This is a genomic window from Kurthia sp. Dielmo (assembly GCF_000307285.2).
Lineage (GTDB): Bacteria > Bacillota > Bacilli > Bacillales_A > Planococcaceae > Kurthia > Kurthia populi.
On sequence record NZ_HE578958.1, the window covers coordinates 477830 to 494319 of the forward strand.

The window sequence follows — 16490 nt, forward strand, 5'->3', positions numbered from 1 at the left end:
ATTATCGTTCGTTTTATGGCGATTTCAAGCGTTAAAGAAACTAAGCAGGCGCGTCGTATCGGCATTGGCTGGATGTTTTTAAGTTTATTCGGTGCCTTAGCGACAGCATTAGTCGGTATCGCGTACTTTAAACAAAATAATTTAACATTAGATGACCCTGAGACAGTATTTATCGCACTTGGGCAAATTTTCTTCCATCCATTTATCGCAGGTGTTATGCTAGCGGCCATTTTAGCCGCGATTATGAGTACGATTTCGTCTCAATTAATCGTGACATCATCTGCGCTAGTAGAGGATATTTACAAAAAGTTATTTAATAAAACAGCTTCTGATAAGCATTATGTCTTTATGGGCCGTATGGCTGTATTAATTGTCTCAATCGTAGCGTTCTACTTATCATGGGAAAAAAATGCAACGATTTTAAAATTAGTATCATTTGCATGGGCAGGCTTTGGTGCCGCATTTGGGCCAACGATTTTACTTGCACTTTACTGGCGTAAGCTGACAAGCTGGGGCGCGCTATCAGGCATGGTAGTCGGTGCAGTAGTCGTATTTATTTGGGGGTCGAATGAAGCCTTAAGTGCTATGCTTTATGAAATCGTACCAGGCTTTGTATTAGCATTTATCGTTACGATAGTTGTCAGTCTTCTAACGTATAAGAAAAATAATGCGATTGACGAAGAATTTGATGAAACAGTTCGTATTTTAAAAGAAGAAAGTCGTTAAAGAAAAGCCGGCATTACCGTAATAGGTGATGCCGGCTTTTTTATATGTATGGCAATTAATTGATTTTCTTTCCGAGAATGATTAAATCGCGTTTGACGCCATCTAGCTCAGCAATCTCTGGGTAAAAGCCCCACTGACTAAAGCCAAAATGTTTGAATAGCGCGAGACTTGGAGCGTTGTGCCCAAAAATGAAGCCTAGTAATGTCTCGACACCTAGGTCTGGACAAGCGTTTAATGCAAATTGAATCGCCTGTTTGCCTAAACCATGTCCGCGGAAGCGCTCATCTATGTAGATGCTGACTTCGACTGTCCCATTATAGGCTGGACGTCCATAAAAATCTTGAAAACTAATCCAACCGCAAATTTCGTCATTCATTTCCATTACCCAAAGTGGGCGACGAGTAGGTGTATGCTCGTGAAACCAAGGCGTACGATCTTCAATAGAAACTTCCTCAGTATCTGCTGTCACCATGCGGCTTGCAATAGTTGAATTATAAATGGCTACGATACGTGGTAAATCTTCTAGCTGTGCAATGCGGTAAGTAGCGCCGTTCATTAAAATCACTCCTAAATAATTAATATATTCAGAATATCATAATACGCAAAAAAATCGCATATAATATTATGTATTACAAAAATGTTTCTGTTGTACCATTGCGATGCAAGTATGTTACTATGTTAACTGTGAAACAATGACATTTGACATGAATGTCATTGAGTTTTAATACAACTGAGCGAGGGTATATTAATATAATAGAAGTAAGAGAACACTTGTATAGATTTTAGGAGGAAGTTACATATTATGAAGAACTATTTAATTCGTGCTGGCGTCTCGCCGCTAGACAATTTTGATGCTGCATATATGGCTGCAAACAATTCAATCGGGAGTAATGTCGGAAACTTAGTTTATGCGTATAGCATTTTCCGTACATTAATGAAAGAAGACGTAAAAATCACACCTGATTACTATAAAATTAATCCAAATCAAGCCGATTATATTAATAAGCATTATGATGGCTATATTATTCCATTAGCAGATGCATTCCGTGAAAAATTCGCACCAAAATTACGTGCGTATACGGATTTAATTAATCGTTTAACAATTCCTGTCTATGTTGTGGGTGTTGGTTTAAGCACTGATTTCGATCCAAAATCAGGTCAAACGTATCCATTCGATGATGATGTGCGTAATTTTGTAAAAGCGGTGTTAAATAAATCATCAATCGTTGGTGTACGTGGCCAAATTACAGCGGATTACTTAACAGGTTTAGGCTTTAAAGAAGATACAGACCATATGGTGATTGGCTGTCCTTCAATGTATATGAATGGTCGTGAATTAATCGTTCGTGATACAAACATTACAAAAGATTCAATCATCTCTGTAAATAACTCACCAAAATCACCAGATAATGTGCTTGATTTCATCGAGCGTAGTATGCGTGAATTTGACAACCATTACTTCATTCCACAATGGTTACGTGAATTACGTATGTCTTATTTAGGCGGACCTGACTTACCAAACTCAGATAAAAACTACCCATATTCTGTTGAGCATTCTGTTTATCAAGAAGACCGCGTACGTTACTTCTTAGATGTTCCAAGCTGGCATGCCTTTTTAGAAACAACGGATTTAAGCTTTGGTGCACGTCTTCACGGGAACGTAGCTGCTATTTTAGCAGGTACACCAAGTATTATCATTCCAAAAGATGGTCGTATGCGTGAACTTGCTGAATATCATGATATGAACTTCATCTATGGACCAGACATTACGGACGATACATCCATCTGGGATGTTATCGAGAAGAGTGATTTCCAATCGGTTTCTCGCCAAGCGCCGAAAAACTTTGATCGCTACATTCACTTCTTAAACTTAAATAAAATTCCACATATTTATGAGGAAACAAATAATCCAACACATGTCTACTTCGATGAATTAGTAGCGGCTATGCCAAAACGTGAAGCGATTCCGTCATTCTTCACATTATCACAAAATGATAAGAGTAAACGTTGGATGAAATATGTAGAAGAAGAGAAAAAAATGCAAGAACGTAAATTCAACATTCAAAAAAATCGTCTTGATAAAAAAGTGAAAACACTTCAAAAGAAAGTCGATTTCCAAAAACGTACATTAGACCGTAAAGCAGTTAGAACAGCATTAAAAGCAGCTGATTTATTTAGTAAGAAAAATAAGCATCTTCTAAAACTGAAACACTAGTAAAAAAACACTTTCAAAAAAATTGAAGGTGTTTTTTTATGTGAAAAACGTATTATTTGCCATGTGAAACGCACTCAATATGGCAAGTAGCGTTTAAGATGAATAGAATATAACGCATTTAGCGAGTAGATTTTCGCGATACTTTATAGAAAATAGATGTTAATTTCAGCTAATAAAGTCGCTTATTTATTGTCTCATCGATGTGAAATAGCTTCAATTCACATACCTTTTTATTTTAATTATAGAAAAAATGAATGATATCTATTCAAAAAGCACATATCATTTTACTTTTTTATAATTTTCAGAATAAAATAAAAGAGAAAGGGGAAATGTGGAATGAAAAATAAAAAAATGAATTTAGCGGTCCAGATTTTGATTGCTTTAGTGCTTGGTGCCATTGTCGGTATTATTTTAAACATTACATCACCCGCACTATTTGAAAAATTAGACGGCTTCCTGTTCTCACCACTTGGTACGATTTTCTTAAACTTAATTAAAATGCTGATTGTACCACTTGTATTTTTCTCAATTTCGGTAGGGGTAGCGAATATTGGGGATCCCAAAAAGCTTGGTCGTATTGGCGCCAAGACGATGATTTTTTTCCTGATAACGACAGCGATTGCGATTATTATCGGGATTACACTCGCGCTTATCTTTAAACCAGGTGAAGCTGGTACATTTAAAACAGATGGCTTATCTTATGAGGCAACAAAAGCGCCACCTGCTTCAGAAACATTGCTTGGTATTATTCCGGCAAACCCAATCGAAGCGATGGCATCAGGCGCGATGTTGCAAATTATTTTCTTCGCATTATTTATTGGGTTAGGACTTAGCTTTTTAGGCGAGAAAACAGCCTCTGTACAGCGCTTCTTTGAGCAAGCGAATGAACTTATGATGTTTTTAGTTACGCTTGTGATGAAAGTAGCGCCATTAGGTACATTTGGTTTAATTGCCTCAGCAGTTGGTTCACAGGGCTGGAGTGCATTAAAGGCTATGCTTCTTTATATGGTAGTGGTTTTGGCTGCACTTGCGGTTCACTTCTTTGTAATTTACGGAGGCGCAATCAAACTTTTGGCAAAGCGCAATCCGCTACAAGTATGGAAAGCATATATTCCAGCATTAACAGTGGCCTTTAGTACATCAAGTAGTAGTGCGACATTACCTGTAGGAATGGAAATTGCACAAAAGAAACTTGGTGTACCAAAGTCGATCAGTAGCTTTGTACAGCCACTTGGCGCAACGATTAACATGGATGGTACCGCGATTATGCAAGGGGTTGCGACCATTTTTATTGCCCAAGTATTTGGTGTTGAATTAACATTACCTCAAATGGCGATGGTCGTACTAACAGCGGTGCTAGCTTCAATTGGTACGGCAGCTGTGCCGGGCGCTGGTTTAATTATGCTCGCAATGGTATTAGAGTCAGTTGGCCTTCCAGTTGAAGGGATTGCACTTATTATTGGGGTTGACCGTCTGCTTGATATGACCCGTACGATGGCAAACTCAACAGGTGATTTAACATGTGCATTGTATGTAACAGAGAGCGAAAAAAACAAAGGTGTGACATTTAACGACAAGGATGTAGCAGATTCATCGTCACAAGTATAATACACAGCACTTTCAAAGCAGTTGTCTTTGGAAGTGCTTTTTTAGTTAATGAACACTTACGATAGCTTAACGAAAATGAAAGCATGTCACAGCTAATTTTCGGGTATACTTAAAGGGAATATAGAAACGATGAGGTGGCATGATGGCAGTGGATTTAACGGGGAAAACGATTTTAATAACAAGTGGTGGTACACTTGAAAAGTGGGATAAAGTACGCGGTCATACAAATATGGCCACAGGAACGATGGGTACATATTTAGCAGAAGAAGCACAGAAACTTGGTGCGACAATTATTTATTTAAATGGCTATTTTGCGAAGAAGCCAACGAATGATGACAATTTATTGCTCATTACTTTTGAGGGCATTGAAGACTTAGGCGAAAAAATCAAGCATTTCGTAACGACACAATCAATTGATGCCGTCATTATGGCCGCAGCGGGCAGTGACTGGCTTGTAGATGAAATTTTAGACCAACAAGGGCAGCCGGTTTTAGAAGCAGGAAAATTATCGAGTGATGAACCACCAATCATTAAATTTAAAAAAGCACCTAAAATTTTACCGCAAATTAAAACGTGGAATGCAGACGTCACACTTGTCGGCTTTAAACTAGAGGATGCGACAAATGAGGAGCTTGTAGCACGTGCAAAAAAACGCATGGACACATCGAAAGCCTCGTTTATGGTCGCTAATCAGTCCGGCTCATTATATACGACCGATGTCGATCATTATATTATTAATGAACAAGGTGACTATGAAATCTTTGCCGGCAAACGTGCTGCTGCGAAGGGTCTTATGGCGACGCTTGCAACGCATTTGAATCATTGAGACTGGGAGATAGTGGAACAAAACCGCTCTTAGGAGTATAAGAAAAACCGGAATCGCGCTGTGGCGCGGTTCCGGTTTTTCATTGCGAATGCTAAAAAAGAAAAATGATGTGTTTTGTCCCAGTCTCTAATGAATGACTAATTGTTCAACTAAATCAATGACAGCTGGTAACTCTGCAAGTGTCTCAATCGTCGTATCTGCCCCAAAGGCTTCAAATTTTTGTCTCGTTGATGCAATGGCATGTTGCTGTTGCGAAGGCGTTAACGCATTAAATTCTTCTTCAGATAAACCCATCTCAGAACTCCCGATGAGTACACCAATCGCATAAACACCTGCATTTTTAGCCTCCTGAATATCTGAGGCTGTATCGCCAACTTTGATGATAGTTTTGACACTATCAAGTCCAAGGGCGCGCATATTTTCAAAAATCATATATGGATAGGGACGCCCTTGATTTCCTACATCATCTGGTGTAACAAGGTGATCTGGAGCATAACCTTTCGCCTTTGCATTTGGTACAACGATGTCCATCATTTCTTTTGTATAGCCTGTCGTTGAGCCAATTTTAATACCGCGCTCACGAAGCAGTTTTACTGTTTCTAAAACATGTGGAATAGGGGTTGTATACTGCGCTAAGGACACAAATAGTTGCGTTTCAAATTGCGTGTATAGCGTCTTAACATCTGCATGATTTGCAGGACGGCCATAAACTTCTTGCCATTTGGCCGCAATACGAGGCATCGCAAGCATTGCACGAATATGATCGATTTTTAGCATTCCCATTGGCTCGCGTGCTTCAGCTAACGTGACAGGAACTTTTGCTTGTTCAAAGATTTGTAAGAAAACATTTACCGGTGCAAAGCAACCAAAATCGACTGCTGTACCAGCCCAGTCTAAAATAACGCCTTTAATTTTTGTCATGTGCGATCACTCCCATATAATTTTCAATTGTTGTGCATAAAGATTGAACATCCGCTGCATAGATTTCACCAATATTCCCAATACGGAATGTATCCACATCGGTTAACTTACCCGGATACAATACGAAACCATGTGATTTCATATAATGATAGAAGGCTGTAAAATCAAATGCTTCATTTGGATGGAGAAATGCTGTAATGATGGGCGATTGCCACGTTTCATCAATGTAGGAATGAAACCCAAGTACTGCTAATTTTTCGCGAATATAGCGATTATTTTCTGCATATCGTGCGTAGCGCGCCGCCACACCACCTTCTTGTTCTAATTCATAGAGTGCTTGTAAAAAAGCCGCTACTACATGTGTAGGAGAAGTGAAACGCCATTTGCCATCTAGGTCCATCGTTTTCCATTGGTCATACAGATCGAGTGAGACACTACGCGCAATTCCCTCTGTTTGTAAAAACACTTGCTTTTTCGCAATTACGAAACCAAAGCCAGGGACACCTTGGATGCATTTATTCGCACTGCTAATGAGGTAATCAATACCTAAGCCTGCCACATCAATCGGCACACCACCGAAGCTACTCATAGCATCGACAATAAATACGAGATTATGTGCTTTTACCAGTGCGGCAACCGCTTCAATTGGATTTAAAATGCCGGTAGTAGTCTCACAGTGAACCATCGCAATATGAGTAATATGAGGCTCTGCTTGAAGTAACAACGCAATCTCTTCTATAACAAGCGGCGTATTGTAAGCCGTCGTATAATGTGTGTAAGATAAGCCAATACGTTCTGCCATTTGAGCAATACGTTCTCCGTAGGCACCATTTGAAATAACAAGCAAATGATCCGTATCACGAATGGTCGAAGTGAGGACAGATTCAACGACAAAGCTGCCGCTTCCTTGCATTAATACAGACGTATAGGCATCTGGTGACAGCCTAGCGATATTGAGTAAACGTGCGCGAATTTGTTGTGTCATTTCTTTATAATCATCATCCCATGTACAACGGTCCTCCAGCATTTGTGCTTTGACCATGTCAGAAGTTGTTAATGGACCTGGCGTTAATAATTTATAAGATGTCATATTAGTTTTCTCCCTTCGCTTCTTTATAAATCATTTGATGTTGTTCTAATAATTTGACAGACAATGGTTCATTCCACTGCTTTAGGTGAGCAGGTTGTTGCGTTTTTTTCAGTGTTTCACCTTTATACAGGGCGACTGGGTACTGCTCCATAAGCGCAGGACGAGCTTTTTCAGCAATCACTTCCGCCATCTCTGCGGCCTTTTTCTCTTTATCATTCTCTTCATGATCTACGACCGCGACCGATTCGACGAGTGAATAATTGCCTTCTATTGGATCCACATAATCAATTGGCAAGCCATTTTCCTTTGCGTCTACGGCTTGTGCACGTAAGCCAAACCCTATCGCTACTTCACCCGATGTTACTTTTTTTATAGGGCCTGAACCCGAGCTTTCTACGTGAGGACCAGCATTATTAAAGAGTTTCGTTAAAATCGTCTTACCTTCTTTTTCACCATATTCAGCGAAGACGGCTTGCACGAGTAACCAGCCTGTTGAAGAATCCAACATATTTGGGAAAGAAAGCTGATTTTTATAACGAGGATCGGTTAAATCGTTTAAAGATGTTGGTTTTGGAAGTCCCGCTGCTTTTAAAGCCTCCGTATTTATAAATAAGGCGCCGGTATTACCTAAAATCGGTCGTTGAATCGACGAAGTTTGCTGAATTGGCTTGCTAGTAGCTGGTAGCTCTTTAAACATATGATGCTGCGCTTGGGCACTATCAATGTAGTACGAAGCCATAGTAATGACATCTGCCTCGATTCCACGACCTTCCGCCAGCATTTTGCCACCAAGCTCAGATGTGCCGATGGGCTGGATTTTATATTGTGATGTAAAGCCATTATCATCTAATGTATCTTGCATTATTGTGATCGCTTCATCATCAGCATTGGAATAAATTATAACGGTATCATCAGATGTCTTCGTGTTGTTATTACAAGCGGCTAATAGAAGTGCGAGACTCCCGATTGCGAGTGACTGCGTGAGCTTTTTTCGTAGCATGAATGTGTTTCCTCCTTGTTTGGCGCGTAATAATAAGTTGGCAAATGCCCATCATCAGTGCGTTTGTACATAAAATAATGAGCGATAAAATAAAAATGTCGTTAAATTTTGCATAGTGCTGTAACTCTTTTATTTTGGTCGATAACAGTGAAGTATCGGTATTAACTAAGAAAATGACACCACTTACCGTTACCATGGCATTAATAAAATAGTAGGAAAAGACGCCAACAAGCGTTGTTTTCATATTGGGCAAAATAATTTTCGTAATTGTTTGAACCCACGAATCATGTAATAAGCTGCTCGTCGTTTCCCATGTAGGATCGAGTTTTTCGAGGGCATTTTTCATCATCGTATACGGCGTTGTAAAGAAATGAATAAGATTAGAAAGAATGATAATGATAAATGTTCCTTTTAGCGTGCTATCGTTAAATAAAAGTAAATACGATAAGCCAAGCACCATCCCAGGAATAATATTCGTGAAAATCGCTAGTTGATCGAATAAGCGACGAAAACGAAGGGCGGTGCGTACGCGCATAAGTGCTGCTATAAAGGCAATGAGAATGCCAAGAAATGCACTAGCAAATGCCACTAAAAGAGAATTTAGATAGACAGTCGTCAACTCTCCAAATGCAAGAGCCTCCTCTACATGTTCAAGTGTGAACGTCAATTGATAAGGATATGCTTTTACGAAAGGAATCATCACAATGACTGCGAATATAGCAACAATACATAAAGCAATCAACCCACTTACACTACCAAGAAGGAGTGACTTCATACGAGAAGCAGGGGCTTTTAAAGGACTTGCTGCACGGTAGCTCGTCTGAAAACGTTCGGTCGCTTGCAATAATAGACCACCAATAATGGCTGGAATGAGCATCATAACTGCAATGACAGCTCCTTGCGCGAAATTAGGAATAGAACCAAGCATCGTTTGGTAAAGCAACGTTGCAATAACGTCATACGTGCCACCAACAGAAGCGGGAATTCCGTAATCTGTAAAACTTAAAATAAACGATAAAATAAACGCAGCACCTAATGGCCCAATTACTGGACGCAATGTCGTGTGATAAAATTGACGCCATGGTTTATCGTGCATCAAGGTAGAAACGATAAGAAAGCGTTGATCGATGTAGCTCATTGCATTTGAAATGATTAAAAAGGCGGCTGGCAATGTGTAAAGAACATAGCCGATATATAAGCCATTAAATCCGTAGATAGGAAATAAAGGTTCGCCAAGTAATTTTGTTAAAATTCCTTGATTACCGAATACATAAATTAAAACGAAGCCATATGTAATCGTTGGGAGCAGCATCGGCAGTTGAATCGCAAAGCGAATACTTTTTGCAAGACCTCGCTTTATCGTTGTAAAGTGAATGGTGTAGCTGACGATAAACGCGAGCATTGTCGTTGTCATCGCACTAACGAGTGATACCGTGATACTATTAAAGAAAGCTGTGCCAAGTGCTGGGTTTGCCCACACCGCTTTGTAATGATCAAATGTAATAGCAGTTCCTTGAACGAAACTTTTCCATAGCATGAACCCGAGTGGAGCAATCAAAAACACAAAAAATAATACGAGTAGTGGGAAGGATAGAAGACGCATCATCCAAGTTGGTTTAGCCATATTTCTCACCAAATAATGCTAAAATATTTTGTCTTTTAATTATGAGCTGCTTGAGAATGAACCCTTGCACAAAATTATTTGCTGGGCGGTTAATAATATCTTGTGGGGTACCGAACTGAGCCACGCCACCATCATTTAAAATAAGCACCTTATCAGATAATGTTAAAGCCTCTTCAGGGTCATGGGTGACGATAATAGTCGTTAAATCAAATTCACGTGCAATCGATTGAATTTGCGTTTTAATGGATTCCTTAATGACGCCATCTAACGCACTCAGTGGCTCGTCTAATAACAAGATTTTAGGCTTCATAACGAGTGTTCGTGCAATGGAGACCCGCTGTTTTTGCCCACCTGATAATTGATGAATCATCTTATGAAGATGCGGTTCAAGTTCTAGAAAATCGATATAAGATTGAATCGATTCTTTTGTGACATTCTTTTGCGTATTCTTTAAGCCATAGACAATGTTGTCATAGGCTGTTAAATGCGGAAACAGCGCAAAATCTTGAAAAACAATATTAAAGCCACGTTCTTTCATTGGAACGGTTGAAATATTTTGCTGTTCGTGGATAATGTCACCACTACTTAACGATTCAAGACCTAATATTAAATTGAGTAATGTCGTTTTTCCGCATCCGCTTGGTCCAAGTAATGACAAGATTTCTCCGCGCTCAATTTGAAACGAAATATCTCGTAATACTTGTTTTTGACCAAACTGCTTACACACATCGTTTAGCGCTAACATATAATCACCTCTACTTTGTTGATAGCTTTAGTATAGGGAGTTCTTGTAAATAGGTTATGCGATTTGTGTAAATGTTGAGTAAATTTTGATTATAAGTTGACCATTTTTTGAGGGTGTTTAGTATAGTACAAACAAGGAGGGTTTTACATGTATCCACAAGAACGCCAAAAACAGATTATGCAATTATTAACAGTAGAAGAGATGATGAAGCTTACGGATTTAAGCAAGCGCCTGCAAGTGTCGATGGAAACGATCCGTCGTGATGTCCAAGTATTAGTAGAACAACGAAAGATTGATAAATTTTATGGAGGAATTAAGCGCGCATCGTTGCCACAAGAATCGTTCGTAACAGCTCGTATGCAGCAACATCTTGAGGAAAAGGAAAAAATTGCGCACCAAGCACTTCATTATATAGAAGACGGTGACACAATCTTTTTAGATAGTGGCTCAACGACGTATCCTTTAGCAAAATACATAAAGATGCGTCAACAAATCACTGTTGTAACGAACTCTTTACTCGTCGTCAATGAATTAGTTGATAGTGAAGTAGATGTTCTATTAATCGGCGGCAAATTGCGTCATTCAGAAAAGTCCATCACGGCGTATGATATGCTTTTTCAATTTGAGGCTTTAAATATTCAAAAAGCCTTTATTTGCACCAGTGGGATTTCACTTGAAAATGGACTATCTGATTATGATATCGATGAAATTCGAACGAGACGTCAAATTATGAAAAACAGTAAACAAACGTATGTATTATGCGACCATTCGAAGTTTGAGCAAGATGTCACAATAAAAACATGTGATCTTCAAGAGCTTGAAGCGATTATTACAGATGCAGATGTTGATGAAGAGGTAAGGAAACGCTTTAGTGAAGCGGGACATCGGATGATAATTGCCTAGTAGAGAACCATCGTTTTAGCGAACGATGGTTTTTTCATCCCTAAATTCGCTATACTACTCAAGGAGGTGAAAAATATGAAAAAATTTGCATGGCTTATGATACCAGCGCTTCTACTAGGAGCATGTCAGCAGGAAGAGCCGCAAAAAGCAGCTACACCGACGACAAAGACACAAAAAGAAGAACCGCAGCTTCATTTGTCAAATAAGGAAAAGCAACTACTCGCTACCAAAGTAACGGAGCGAATGGGTGGACGTCCACTTGTGCGTGATAGTGAAGAGCAGTCGGGGGTGATGTATGCAGATTTACTTAATTTAAATGATTCAAAGCAAGAAGAACTTTATTTTTTGACGAAAACACCAACAGGCTATTTTGAGGAAATATGGGGACTTGTAGATGGGCAAATGAAGCAACTTTATGGTCAGATGATTCAGGTGACAAAAACGACACAGCGCTCGCTTGTGACGCATAATGAGCATGTTTTTTTTAGGAGCAACAATTGCTTATGAAAAAGATGGCTTAAAGCAGTTAAAAAGCACGTATCAGCATGTAGGTGACCAAAAATTAATACTAGATGAAGGTATACATATTGAATTACCACTTGGCTCAAATGAACCAACAGCGGCGAGTAAAAATTTAGTAACAGATGAGCCGGCAACACTTGCAGAGTATGAAGCGCTCGTAAAGTCTTATAAGGTGACACAAACTTTATTAAAAAATGAACAAGGTGTCGTATCAATGGCCGTGCCGTTTAACGCGGCGAACGCTAAGCTAGATACTATTTATAAGCAGTTGACAGGAAAAACGTATCAGGTGAAGTCGAATGTGGCAACGATTTCGACAGAGGAACAACGAGAGCTGATGACCAAGCTAGCCGCATTATCATTGTTCCATGAAAATCGGACATTGGCTAATATGACTGATAAAGCGCTATCACAATATGCGGCGCGTGATATTGTCAATGGCGCTTTGCGTTTTTTTGACGTTCATTTTACAGAGATAGCAGAGTCGGTGAAAACGATTGAGGGCTATGTCTATATTGGCTATAACCGCAATGAACTAGACCCTTTAATGGAGGAAATCTTTGGTCGTAGTGTAACGTGGCAAAATGTGTCGTTGAAAAATTCTAAATTACCGCATGATTTAATTGTATCTAAACAGTATATTTATTTACCGAAGCTAAAAAACGTACCGAAGGCGACATTACCGGTTATTCAACATTTAGTGCCGATTTCAGCGAATGAATTTTATGTAGAATTGGCTTTTTATAAACTAGGAAACAATCCATTAGGATATACGGAAGATACTTTTTTAATGCCTGAGCGGATGTGGTCTGAGGATATGCGTCGAGCCGTTCAACGAAGCAAACCGAAAAAAGGCTATGCGCTCGTGAAAAAAGACGATACCTTGCAAATTGAAAAAATTATTTTTGATGAAACACTATCATATAAAGAATTAATTAATACTCGCTAGTCTATATATAATAAAAAACAGCGCCATTTAGCGTTGTTTTTTATTTATGCTTCCTTCAAACAATTTTTCGATTTGTAGTAAATCATTTGCAGGTAATTGAGACCGAATAAAAACGGTTGGTTTTGCACTGTTTAATTGTATCCGTGAACAAATGATATTAACATCTGCTTCTTCCACAGTATCAACAAACGCTAATAAAAATCGACCTTTAAAATACGTTTGTAAAAATTGTTTTGCATATTGTTGGTAAAGTAATGAGAAGTCACAGAAAAAATAAATTCGGATTGTTGGAATAAAGCTATCTATTGGGATTAAAACGTTACACAATGTTAAGTGTACTGCACGGAAATGGTCAGACTCACGCATTTGCATGGCGGTAGAATAACTTTCCCATAGTGTATTAAAACGTTCCATATATAATGGGAAAATCGTTTCTAACCGTTCAAAGTCGATTGAATTAAATGTCGCAACAAGCCAGTAATCAATATGGAATAGCTGACTTGCAATATAGTTTTTATAAAGTGTAGCGCTAACAAACTGTTGCTCGTGAGTAGTTAACGGGCGAAATTGTGTTTCAAATTGTTCAATCCACAGTTGCAAAGAGACCGTCTCTTTTGAAAATTGACGGTAAAGTGGGGCATAGTCAATGACAGATTCTAAATTAATAATATCAAACGTATCATAGACCAATAATAAAATGCGCCAATCATCATCTGTCCAATTTTCTAAAAAAGGAGGACGAGCAGGAATAGAAGCCGCATAAAATAGTTGCTGCTCCTGTTCGGTCAAGTCAACATGATTGAACAAACGTCTTTCTGTTAGAAGTATAGATAAGGAAAGGGTTTGAAGGCTTTCTTGTACATAAGGAATTTGTAAATAATCAAAAATCTTTGAGGTACGTTCTATATAAAAAGAAACATTTTCTAAATTTGGTATAAGTGGTAATGTTCGATGAGAAGAGAAGAGAAAAATTGTACCGAGTATACGAATTTTATGTTCAGGTCCTTCAACTGATAAGGTAGAACCACATGAAAAATGGAGTCCATAAACAGTCATATAACCATTGATTTCTTTTACCTTTCGACGCAACTTCGACTCGCTAATATGGACAGCTTCACAAAAATCATATGTATCAATGGATTTATGTAAAAAGGTCTGCATAAAAACTTCATATGCTAATTCTCTAGAGTAAATATAATCAACATAATTTTGTGTATGAATCGTATGACGAATAAAACGTATACCATGATGCTTATGAATAATAAATTCTGCTTCATCAGGCTGATAAATTTCTTCAACTTCAGCTTTAAGTTCACGGCACATTTTTTTTATGGTTTCTACACTAGCATAGGTAAGTTTACTCGCTAAAAATTGGCTAGATACAAAGTTATCTTGCTTATCAAGTAGTTCAATAAGATCTTTTTTTAACCATGTTGCCTTCGAAATACCAAACATTTGGGCTACCTCCTTCAACTTTTTATTTACTGAGGAACAAAAGCTGACTTAGTAAAGTACTCTTATTTTACTATAAAATAGAATGTAACAGGATATAGAATTTAGAAAATTCTTAACAAATAGGAGGGGACAATGTGATTGCAATCGTGCAACCAATTTATGTCGCAAAGATAAAGAGAGCCAATGAGCCCATTTGGAAAGATCTTATTTGTCAAAATAGTTACCAATCAGAGGATTATATGGGAGAGTGTTTTTACGTATATGAAGAACGAGTACATCAGGGAAATCGTTTTTTTTCGTTGCAGCGCACGATGATTAGTGAACCAATTGGTTGGATGAATGAGAAAAGTTTGATGCTTTCAGCGTATGTCGAATTACCAAACTCTGAACATATTTATCATTTTTCAGGAACGGGCATGTGTTATACACATCCTAATGGTGGCCGCATGGATCAATTGTATCCAGCACTTCATATTTTTGAAGGGCAAGCTTTTTTACCACTTGAAACCGTAAAAGTAGGAAATAATATTTGGCATCGAGGCAAAATAGGTGATACAAGTGCATGGGTTCAAGCTACTCATTTAATCTAATTTTTAGTACTTGCTAGTCTATATAAAATAAAACATAAACTATGTTTATAAATAATCCTTTATAGCGAAAAGAGAGGGTTCACTCCGCCGGTGGACGTTCTCTTTTCGCTATATTTTTATGAGGCACAATCTTTGACTTTGAAAACCGATAAGTTTACTTTTATATGGAAGGAGTGATGAATTAATGACTTATTTAACACCATTTACATTCAATAACGGCGTGACATTACGTAATCGCTATGTGATGGCACCAATGACAACCTATTCTGCAAATGCAGATGATACGGTTTCAGATGAAGAAATTGCGTATTACAAGGAGCGCTCATATGGCGTTGGGGCAGTCGTGACAGCTTGTACATATGTCATTGCAAATGGGAAAGGCTTCCCAGGACAAATTGCGGCTCATACGGATGCTTATATTCCTAGTCTTTCAAAAATAGCTTCAGCGATTCACGAAGGTGGTTCAAAAGCGATTTTACAAATTTACCATGGTGGACGCCAAGCAGTCCGTGAATTAGTACCAAATGGCGATGTCGTTAGTGCGAGTGATACAGTAGCGGCAGATGGTGGCAGTGCACGTGCGTTAACAATTGACGAGATTCACGACATCATTCAAGCATTTGGTGAAACGACACGCCGTGCGATTGAAGCAGGCTTTGACGGCGTTGAGATTCATGGTGCGAATACGTATTTATTACAGCAATTTTTCTCAGGCTTTACGAATCAGCGCAACGATGTGTATGGTGGTTCTGTCGAAAAACGTATGCGCTTCCCATTAGAGGTTGTAGCAGAAGTGAATCGCGTAAAGGCTCGCTATGCAGATAAACAATTTATCGTAGGATATCGATTCAGCCCAGAAGAGCCTGAAGAGCAGGGGATTACAATGGATGAGACGATTCAATTAGTAGATCGCTTAGCAGATGCGGGATTAGATTATTTGCATATTTCACTAGGTGATTTCCGTGCGAACGCGCGTCGTTATAGCGGTGAAAAAGAAAATCGCATTCAAATCCTGCATCGTGTCATTCGTGGTCGCGTACCGTTTATCGGTGTAGGCTCTATTTATTCAAAACAAGATGCACAACAAGCAAGTGAGACTGGCGCAGAGCTACTAGCGCTTGGACGTGAGCTGTTAATTGAGCCACATTGGGTTGAAAAAATTGCAGCAGGAGAAGAGGTTATTACGGAAATGGATATGACGCGTGATAATGTCATTCCTGGACCGTTAATGGATATGATGAAATTACGTCAAGGCTGGGTTCCGGGCGTCAAATAAATATAAAAAGAGACTTTGACATATTTTCATATAAGCATAA

16 protein-coding genes are annotated in these 16490 nt (G+C 38.7%); 9 read left to right on the forward strand and 7 right to left on the reverse strand.

From position 1 onward, the window contains the following. On the forward strand, nt 1-726 hold a 726-nt coding region (locus tag KTHG_RS11040; RefSeq protein WP_483299889.1), incomplete at its 5' end, for a sodium:solute symporter family transporter. 55 nt (nt 727-781) lie between these two features. On the opposite strand, the gene KTHG_RS11045 is transcribed toward KTHG_RS11040, so the two are convergent. After that, on the reverse strand, nt 782-1282 hold the full coding sequence (locus tag KTHG_RS11045; RefSeq protein WP_139993535.1) for a GNAT family N-acetyltransferase: 501 nt from the start codon (nt 1280-1282) through the stop codon (nt 782-784). A gap of 246 nt (nt 1283-1528) precedes the next feature. On the opposite strand from KTHG_RS11045, the gene KTHG_RS11050 reads away from it, so the two are divergent. The 3 genes from KTHG_RS11050 (at nt 1529) to KTHG_RS11060 (ending at nt 5375) form a co-directional block, all read left to right on the forward strand. Further along, nucleotides 1529-2941 carry a polysaccharide pyruvyl transferase family protein gene (locus KTHG_RS11050; RefSeq protein WP_139993537.1) on the forward strand — a complete coding sequence of 471 codons (1413 nt, stop codon included), beginning with the start codon at nt 1529-1531 and terminating at the stop codon, nt 2939-2941. Between the two features lie 351 nt (nt 2942-3292). Next, nucleotides 3293-4549, forward strand: a complete 1257-nt coding sequence (locus KTHG_RS11055) for a dicarboxylate/amino acid:cation symporter (RefSeq protein ID WP_139993629.1) — start codon at nt 3293-3295, stop codon at nt 4547-4549. A 142-nt stretch (nt 4550-4691) separates the two neighbouring features. Continuing rightward, nucleotides 4692-5375: a phosphopantothenoylcysteine decarboxylase domain-containing protein gene (locus KTHG_RS11060; RefSeq protein WP_126991855.1), complete on the forward strand. Its 684-nt coding sequence runs from the start codon at nt 4692-4694 to the stop codon at nt 5373-5375. Nucleotides 5376-5501: 126 nt separating this feature from the next. Here the strand turns inward: KTHG_RS11060 and phnX are convergent, their stop codons facing one another. From phnX to KTHG_RS11085, 5 genes are read right to left on the reverse strand one after another with little or no spacing between them, the layout of a single operon-like run. Further along, the gene (gene phnX / locus KTHG_RS11065) at nt 5502-6296 is read right to left on the reverse strand and encodes a phosphonoacetaldehyde hydrolase (protein ID WP_139993539.1); all 795 of its coding nucleotides are present in this window, start codon (nt 6294-6296) and stop codon (nt 5502-5504) included. Further along, the gene (locus KTHG_RS11070; RefSeq protein WP_139993541.1) at nt 6283-7386 is read right to left on the reverse strand and encodes a 2-aminoethylphosphonate--pyruvate transaminase; all 1104 of its coding nucleotides are present in this window, start codon (nt 7384-7386) and stop codon (nt 6283-6285) included. The genes phnX and KTHG_RS11070 overlap by 14 nt, the downstream gene beginning before the upstream one ends. A gap of 1 nt (nt 7387) precedes the next feature. After that, the gene (locus tag KTHG_RS11075) at nt 7388-8386 is read right to left on the reverse strand and encodes an extracellular solute-binding protein (RefSeq protein ID WP_139993543.1); all 999 of its coding nucleotides are present in this window, start codon (nt 8384-8386) and stop codon (nt 7388-7390) included. Next, nucleotides 8319-10010 (reverse strand): ABC transporter permease subunit, encoded by a 1692-nt coding sequence (locus tag KTHG_RS11080; RefSeq protein ID WP_139993545.1) that lies wholly within the window; start codon nt 10008-10010, stop codon nt 8319-8321. The genes KTHG_RS11075 and KTHG_RS11080 overlap by 68 nt, the downstream gene beginning before the upstream one ends. After that, nucleotides 10003-10755 (reverse strand): ABC transporter ATP-binding protein, encoded by a 753-nt coding sequence (locus KTHG_RS11085; protein WP_139993547.1) that lies wholly within the window; start codon nt 10753-10755, stop codon nt 10003-10005. The genes KTHG_RS11080 and KTHG_RS11085 overlap by 8 nt, the downstream gene beginning before the upstream one ends. Nucleotides 10756-10902: 147 nt before the next feature. Here KTHG_RS11085 and KTHG_RS11090 point away from each other — a divergent pair, with 147 nt between their 5' ends. The 3 genes from KTHG_RS11090 to KTHG_RS11100 all read left to right on the forward strand — a co-directional run bounded on the left by KTHG_RS11090 (nt 10903) and on the right by KTHG_RS11100 (nt 13129). After that, nucleotides 10903-11658, forward strand: coding sequence for a DeoR/GlpR family DNA-binding transcription regulator (locus KTHG_RS11090; protein WP_139993549.1), 756 nt, complete (start codon nt 10903-10905; stop codon nt 11656-11658). A 75-nt stretch (nt 11659-11733) separates the two neighbouring features. After that, on the forward strand, nt 11734-12165 hold the full coding sequence (locus KTHG_RS11095; RefSeq protein WP_139993551.1) for a hypothetical protein: 432 nt from the start codon (nt 11734-11736) through the stop codon (nt 12163-12165). Beyond that, nucleotides 12134-13129, forward strand: coding sequence for a hypothetical protein (locus KTHG_RS11100; RefSeq protein WP_139993553.1), 996 nt, complete (start codon nt 12134-12136; stop codon nt 13127-13129). Before KTHG_RS11095 ends, KTHG_RS11100 begins: the two co-directional genes overlap by 32 nt. 27 nt (nt 13130-13156) lie before the next feature. Here KTHG_RS11100 and KTHG_RS11105 read toward each other — a convergent pair whose 3' ends face one another. Next, nucleotides 13157-14584 carry a helix-turn-helix domain-containing protein gene (locus KTHG_RS11105; RefSeq protein WP_139993555.1) on the reverse strand — a complete coding sequence of 476 codons (1428 nt, stop codon included), beginning with the start codon at nt 14582-14584 and terminating at the stop codon, nt 13157-13159. A 134-nt stretch (nt 14585-14718) separates the two neighbouring features. On the opposite strand from KTHG_RS11105, the gene KTHG_RS11110 reads away from it, so the two are divergent. Beyond that, nucleotides 14719-15174, forward strand: a complete 456-nt coding sequence (locus KTHG_RS11110; RefSeq protein WP_139993557.1) for a hypothetical protein — start codon at nt 14719-14721, stop codon at nt 15172-15174. Nucleotides 15175-15358: 184 nt separating this feature from the next. After that, nucleotides 15359-16450: an NADH-dependent flavin oxidoreductase gene (locus tag KTHG_RS11115; RefSeq protein ID WP_139993559.1), complete on the forward strand. Its 1092-nt coding sequence runs from the start codon at nt 15359-15361 to the stop codon at nt 16448-16450. Nucleotides 16451-16490 lie beyond the last annotated feature (40 nt).

What these genes read in the sequence shown, in the direction of transcription:
- KTHG_RS11090 (WP_139993549.1), top strand. Translation starts at nt 10,903, where the DNA reads ATGTATCCACAAGAACGCCAAAAACAGATTATGCAATTATTAACAGTA.
- KTHG_RS11060 (WP_126991855.1), top strand. Translation starts at nt 4,692, where the DNA reads ATGGCAGTGGATTTAACGGGGAAAACGATTTTAATAACAAGTGGTGGT.
- KTHG_RS11075 (WP_139993543.1), bottom strand. Translation starts at nt 8,386, where the DNA reads ATGCTACGAAAAAAGCTCACGCAGTCACTCGCAATCGGGAGTCTCGCA.
- KTHG_RS11070 (WP_139993541.1), bottom strand. Translation starts at nt 7,386, where the DNA reads ATGACATCTTATAAATTATTAACGCCAGGTCCATTAACAACTTCTGAC.
- KTHG_RS11085 (WP_139993547.1), bottom strand. Translation starts at nt 10,755, where the DNA reads ATGTTAGCGCTAAACGATGTGTGTAAGCAGTTTGGTCAAAAACAAGTA.
- KTHG_RS11100 (WP_139993553.1), top strand. Translation starts at nt 12,134, where the DNA reads ATGTTTTTTTTAGGAGCAACAATTGCTTATGAAAAAGATGGCTTAAAG.
- KTHG_RS11045 (WP_139993535.1), bottom strand. Translation starts at nt 1,282, where the DNA reads ATGAACGGCGCTACTTACCGCATTGCACAGCTAGAAGATTTACCACGT.
- KTHG_RS11105 (WP_139993555.1), bottom strand. Translation starts at nt 14,584, where the DNA reads ATGTTTGGTATTTCGAAGGCAACATGGTTAAAAAAAGATCTTATTGAA.
- KTHG_RS11055 (WP_139993629.1), top strand. Translation starts at nt 3,293, where the DNA reads ATGAATTTAGCGGTCCAGATTTTGATTGCTTTAGTGCTTGGTGCCATT.
- KTHG_RS11050 (WP_139993537.1), top strand. Translation starts at nt 1,529, where the DNA reads ATGAAGAACTATTTAATTCGTGCTGGCGTCTCGCCGCTAGACAATTTT.
- KTHG_RS11115 (WP_139993559.1), top strand. Translation starts at nt 15,359, where the DNA reads ATGACTTATTTAACACCATTTACATTCAATAACGGCGTGACATTACGT.
- KTHG_RS11095 (WP_139993551.1), top strand. Translation starts at nt 11,734, where the DNA reads ATGAAAAAATTTGCATGGCTTATGATACCAGCGCTTCTACTAGGAGCA.
- phnX (WP_139993539.1), bottom strand. Translation starts at nt 6,296, where the DNA reads ATGACAAAAATTAAAGGCGTTATTTTAGACTGGGCTGGTACAGCAGTC.
- KTHG_RS11080 (WP_139993545.1), bottom strand. Translation starts at nt 10,010, where the DNA reads ATGGCTAAACCAACTTGGATGATGCGTCTTCTATCCTTCCCACTACTC.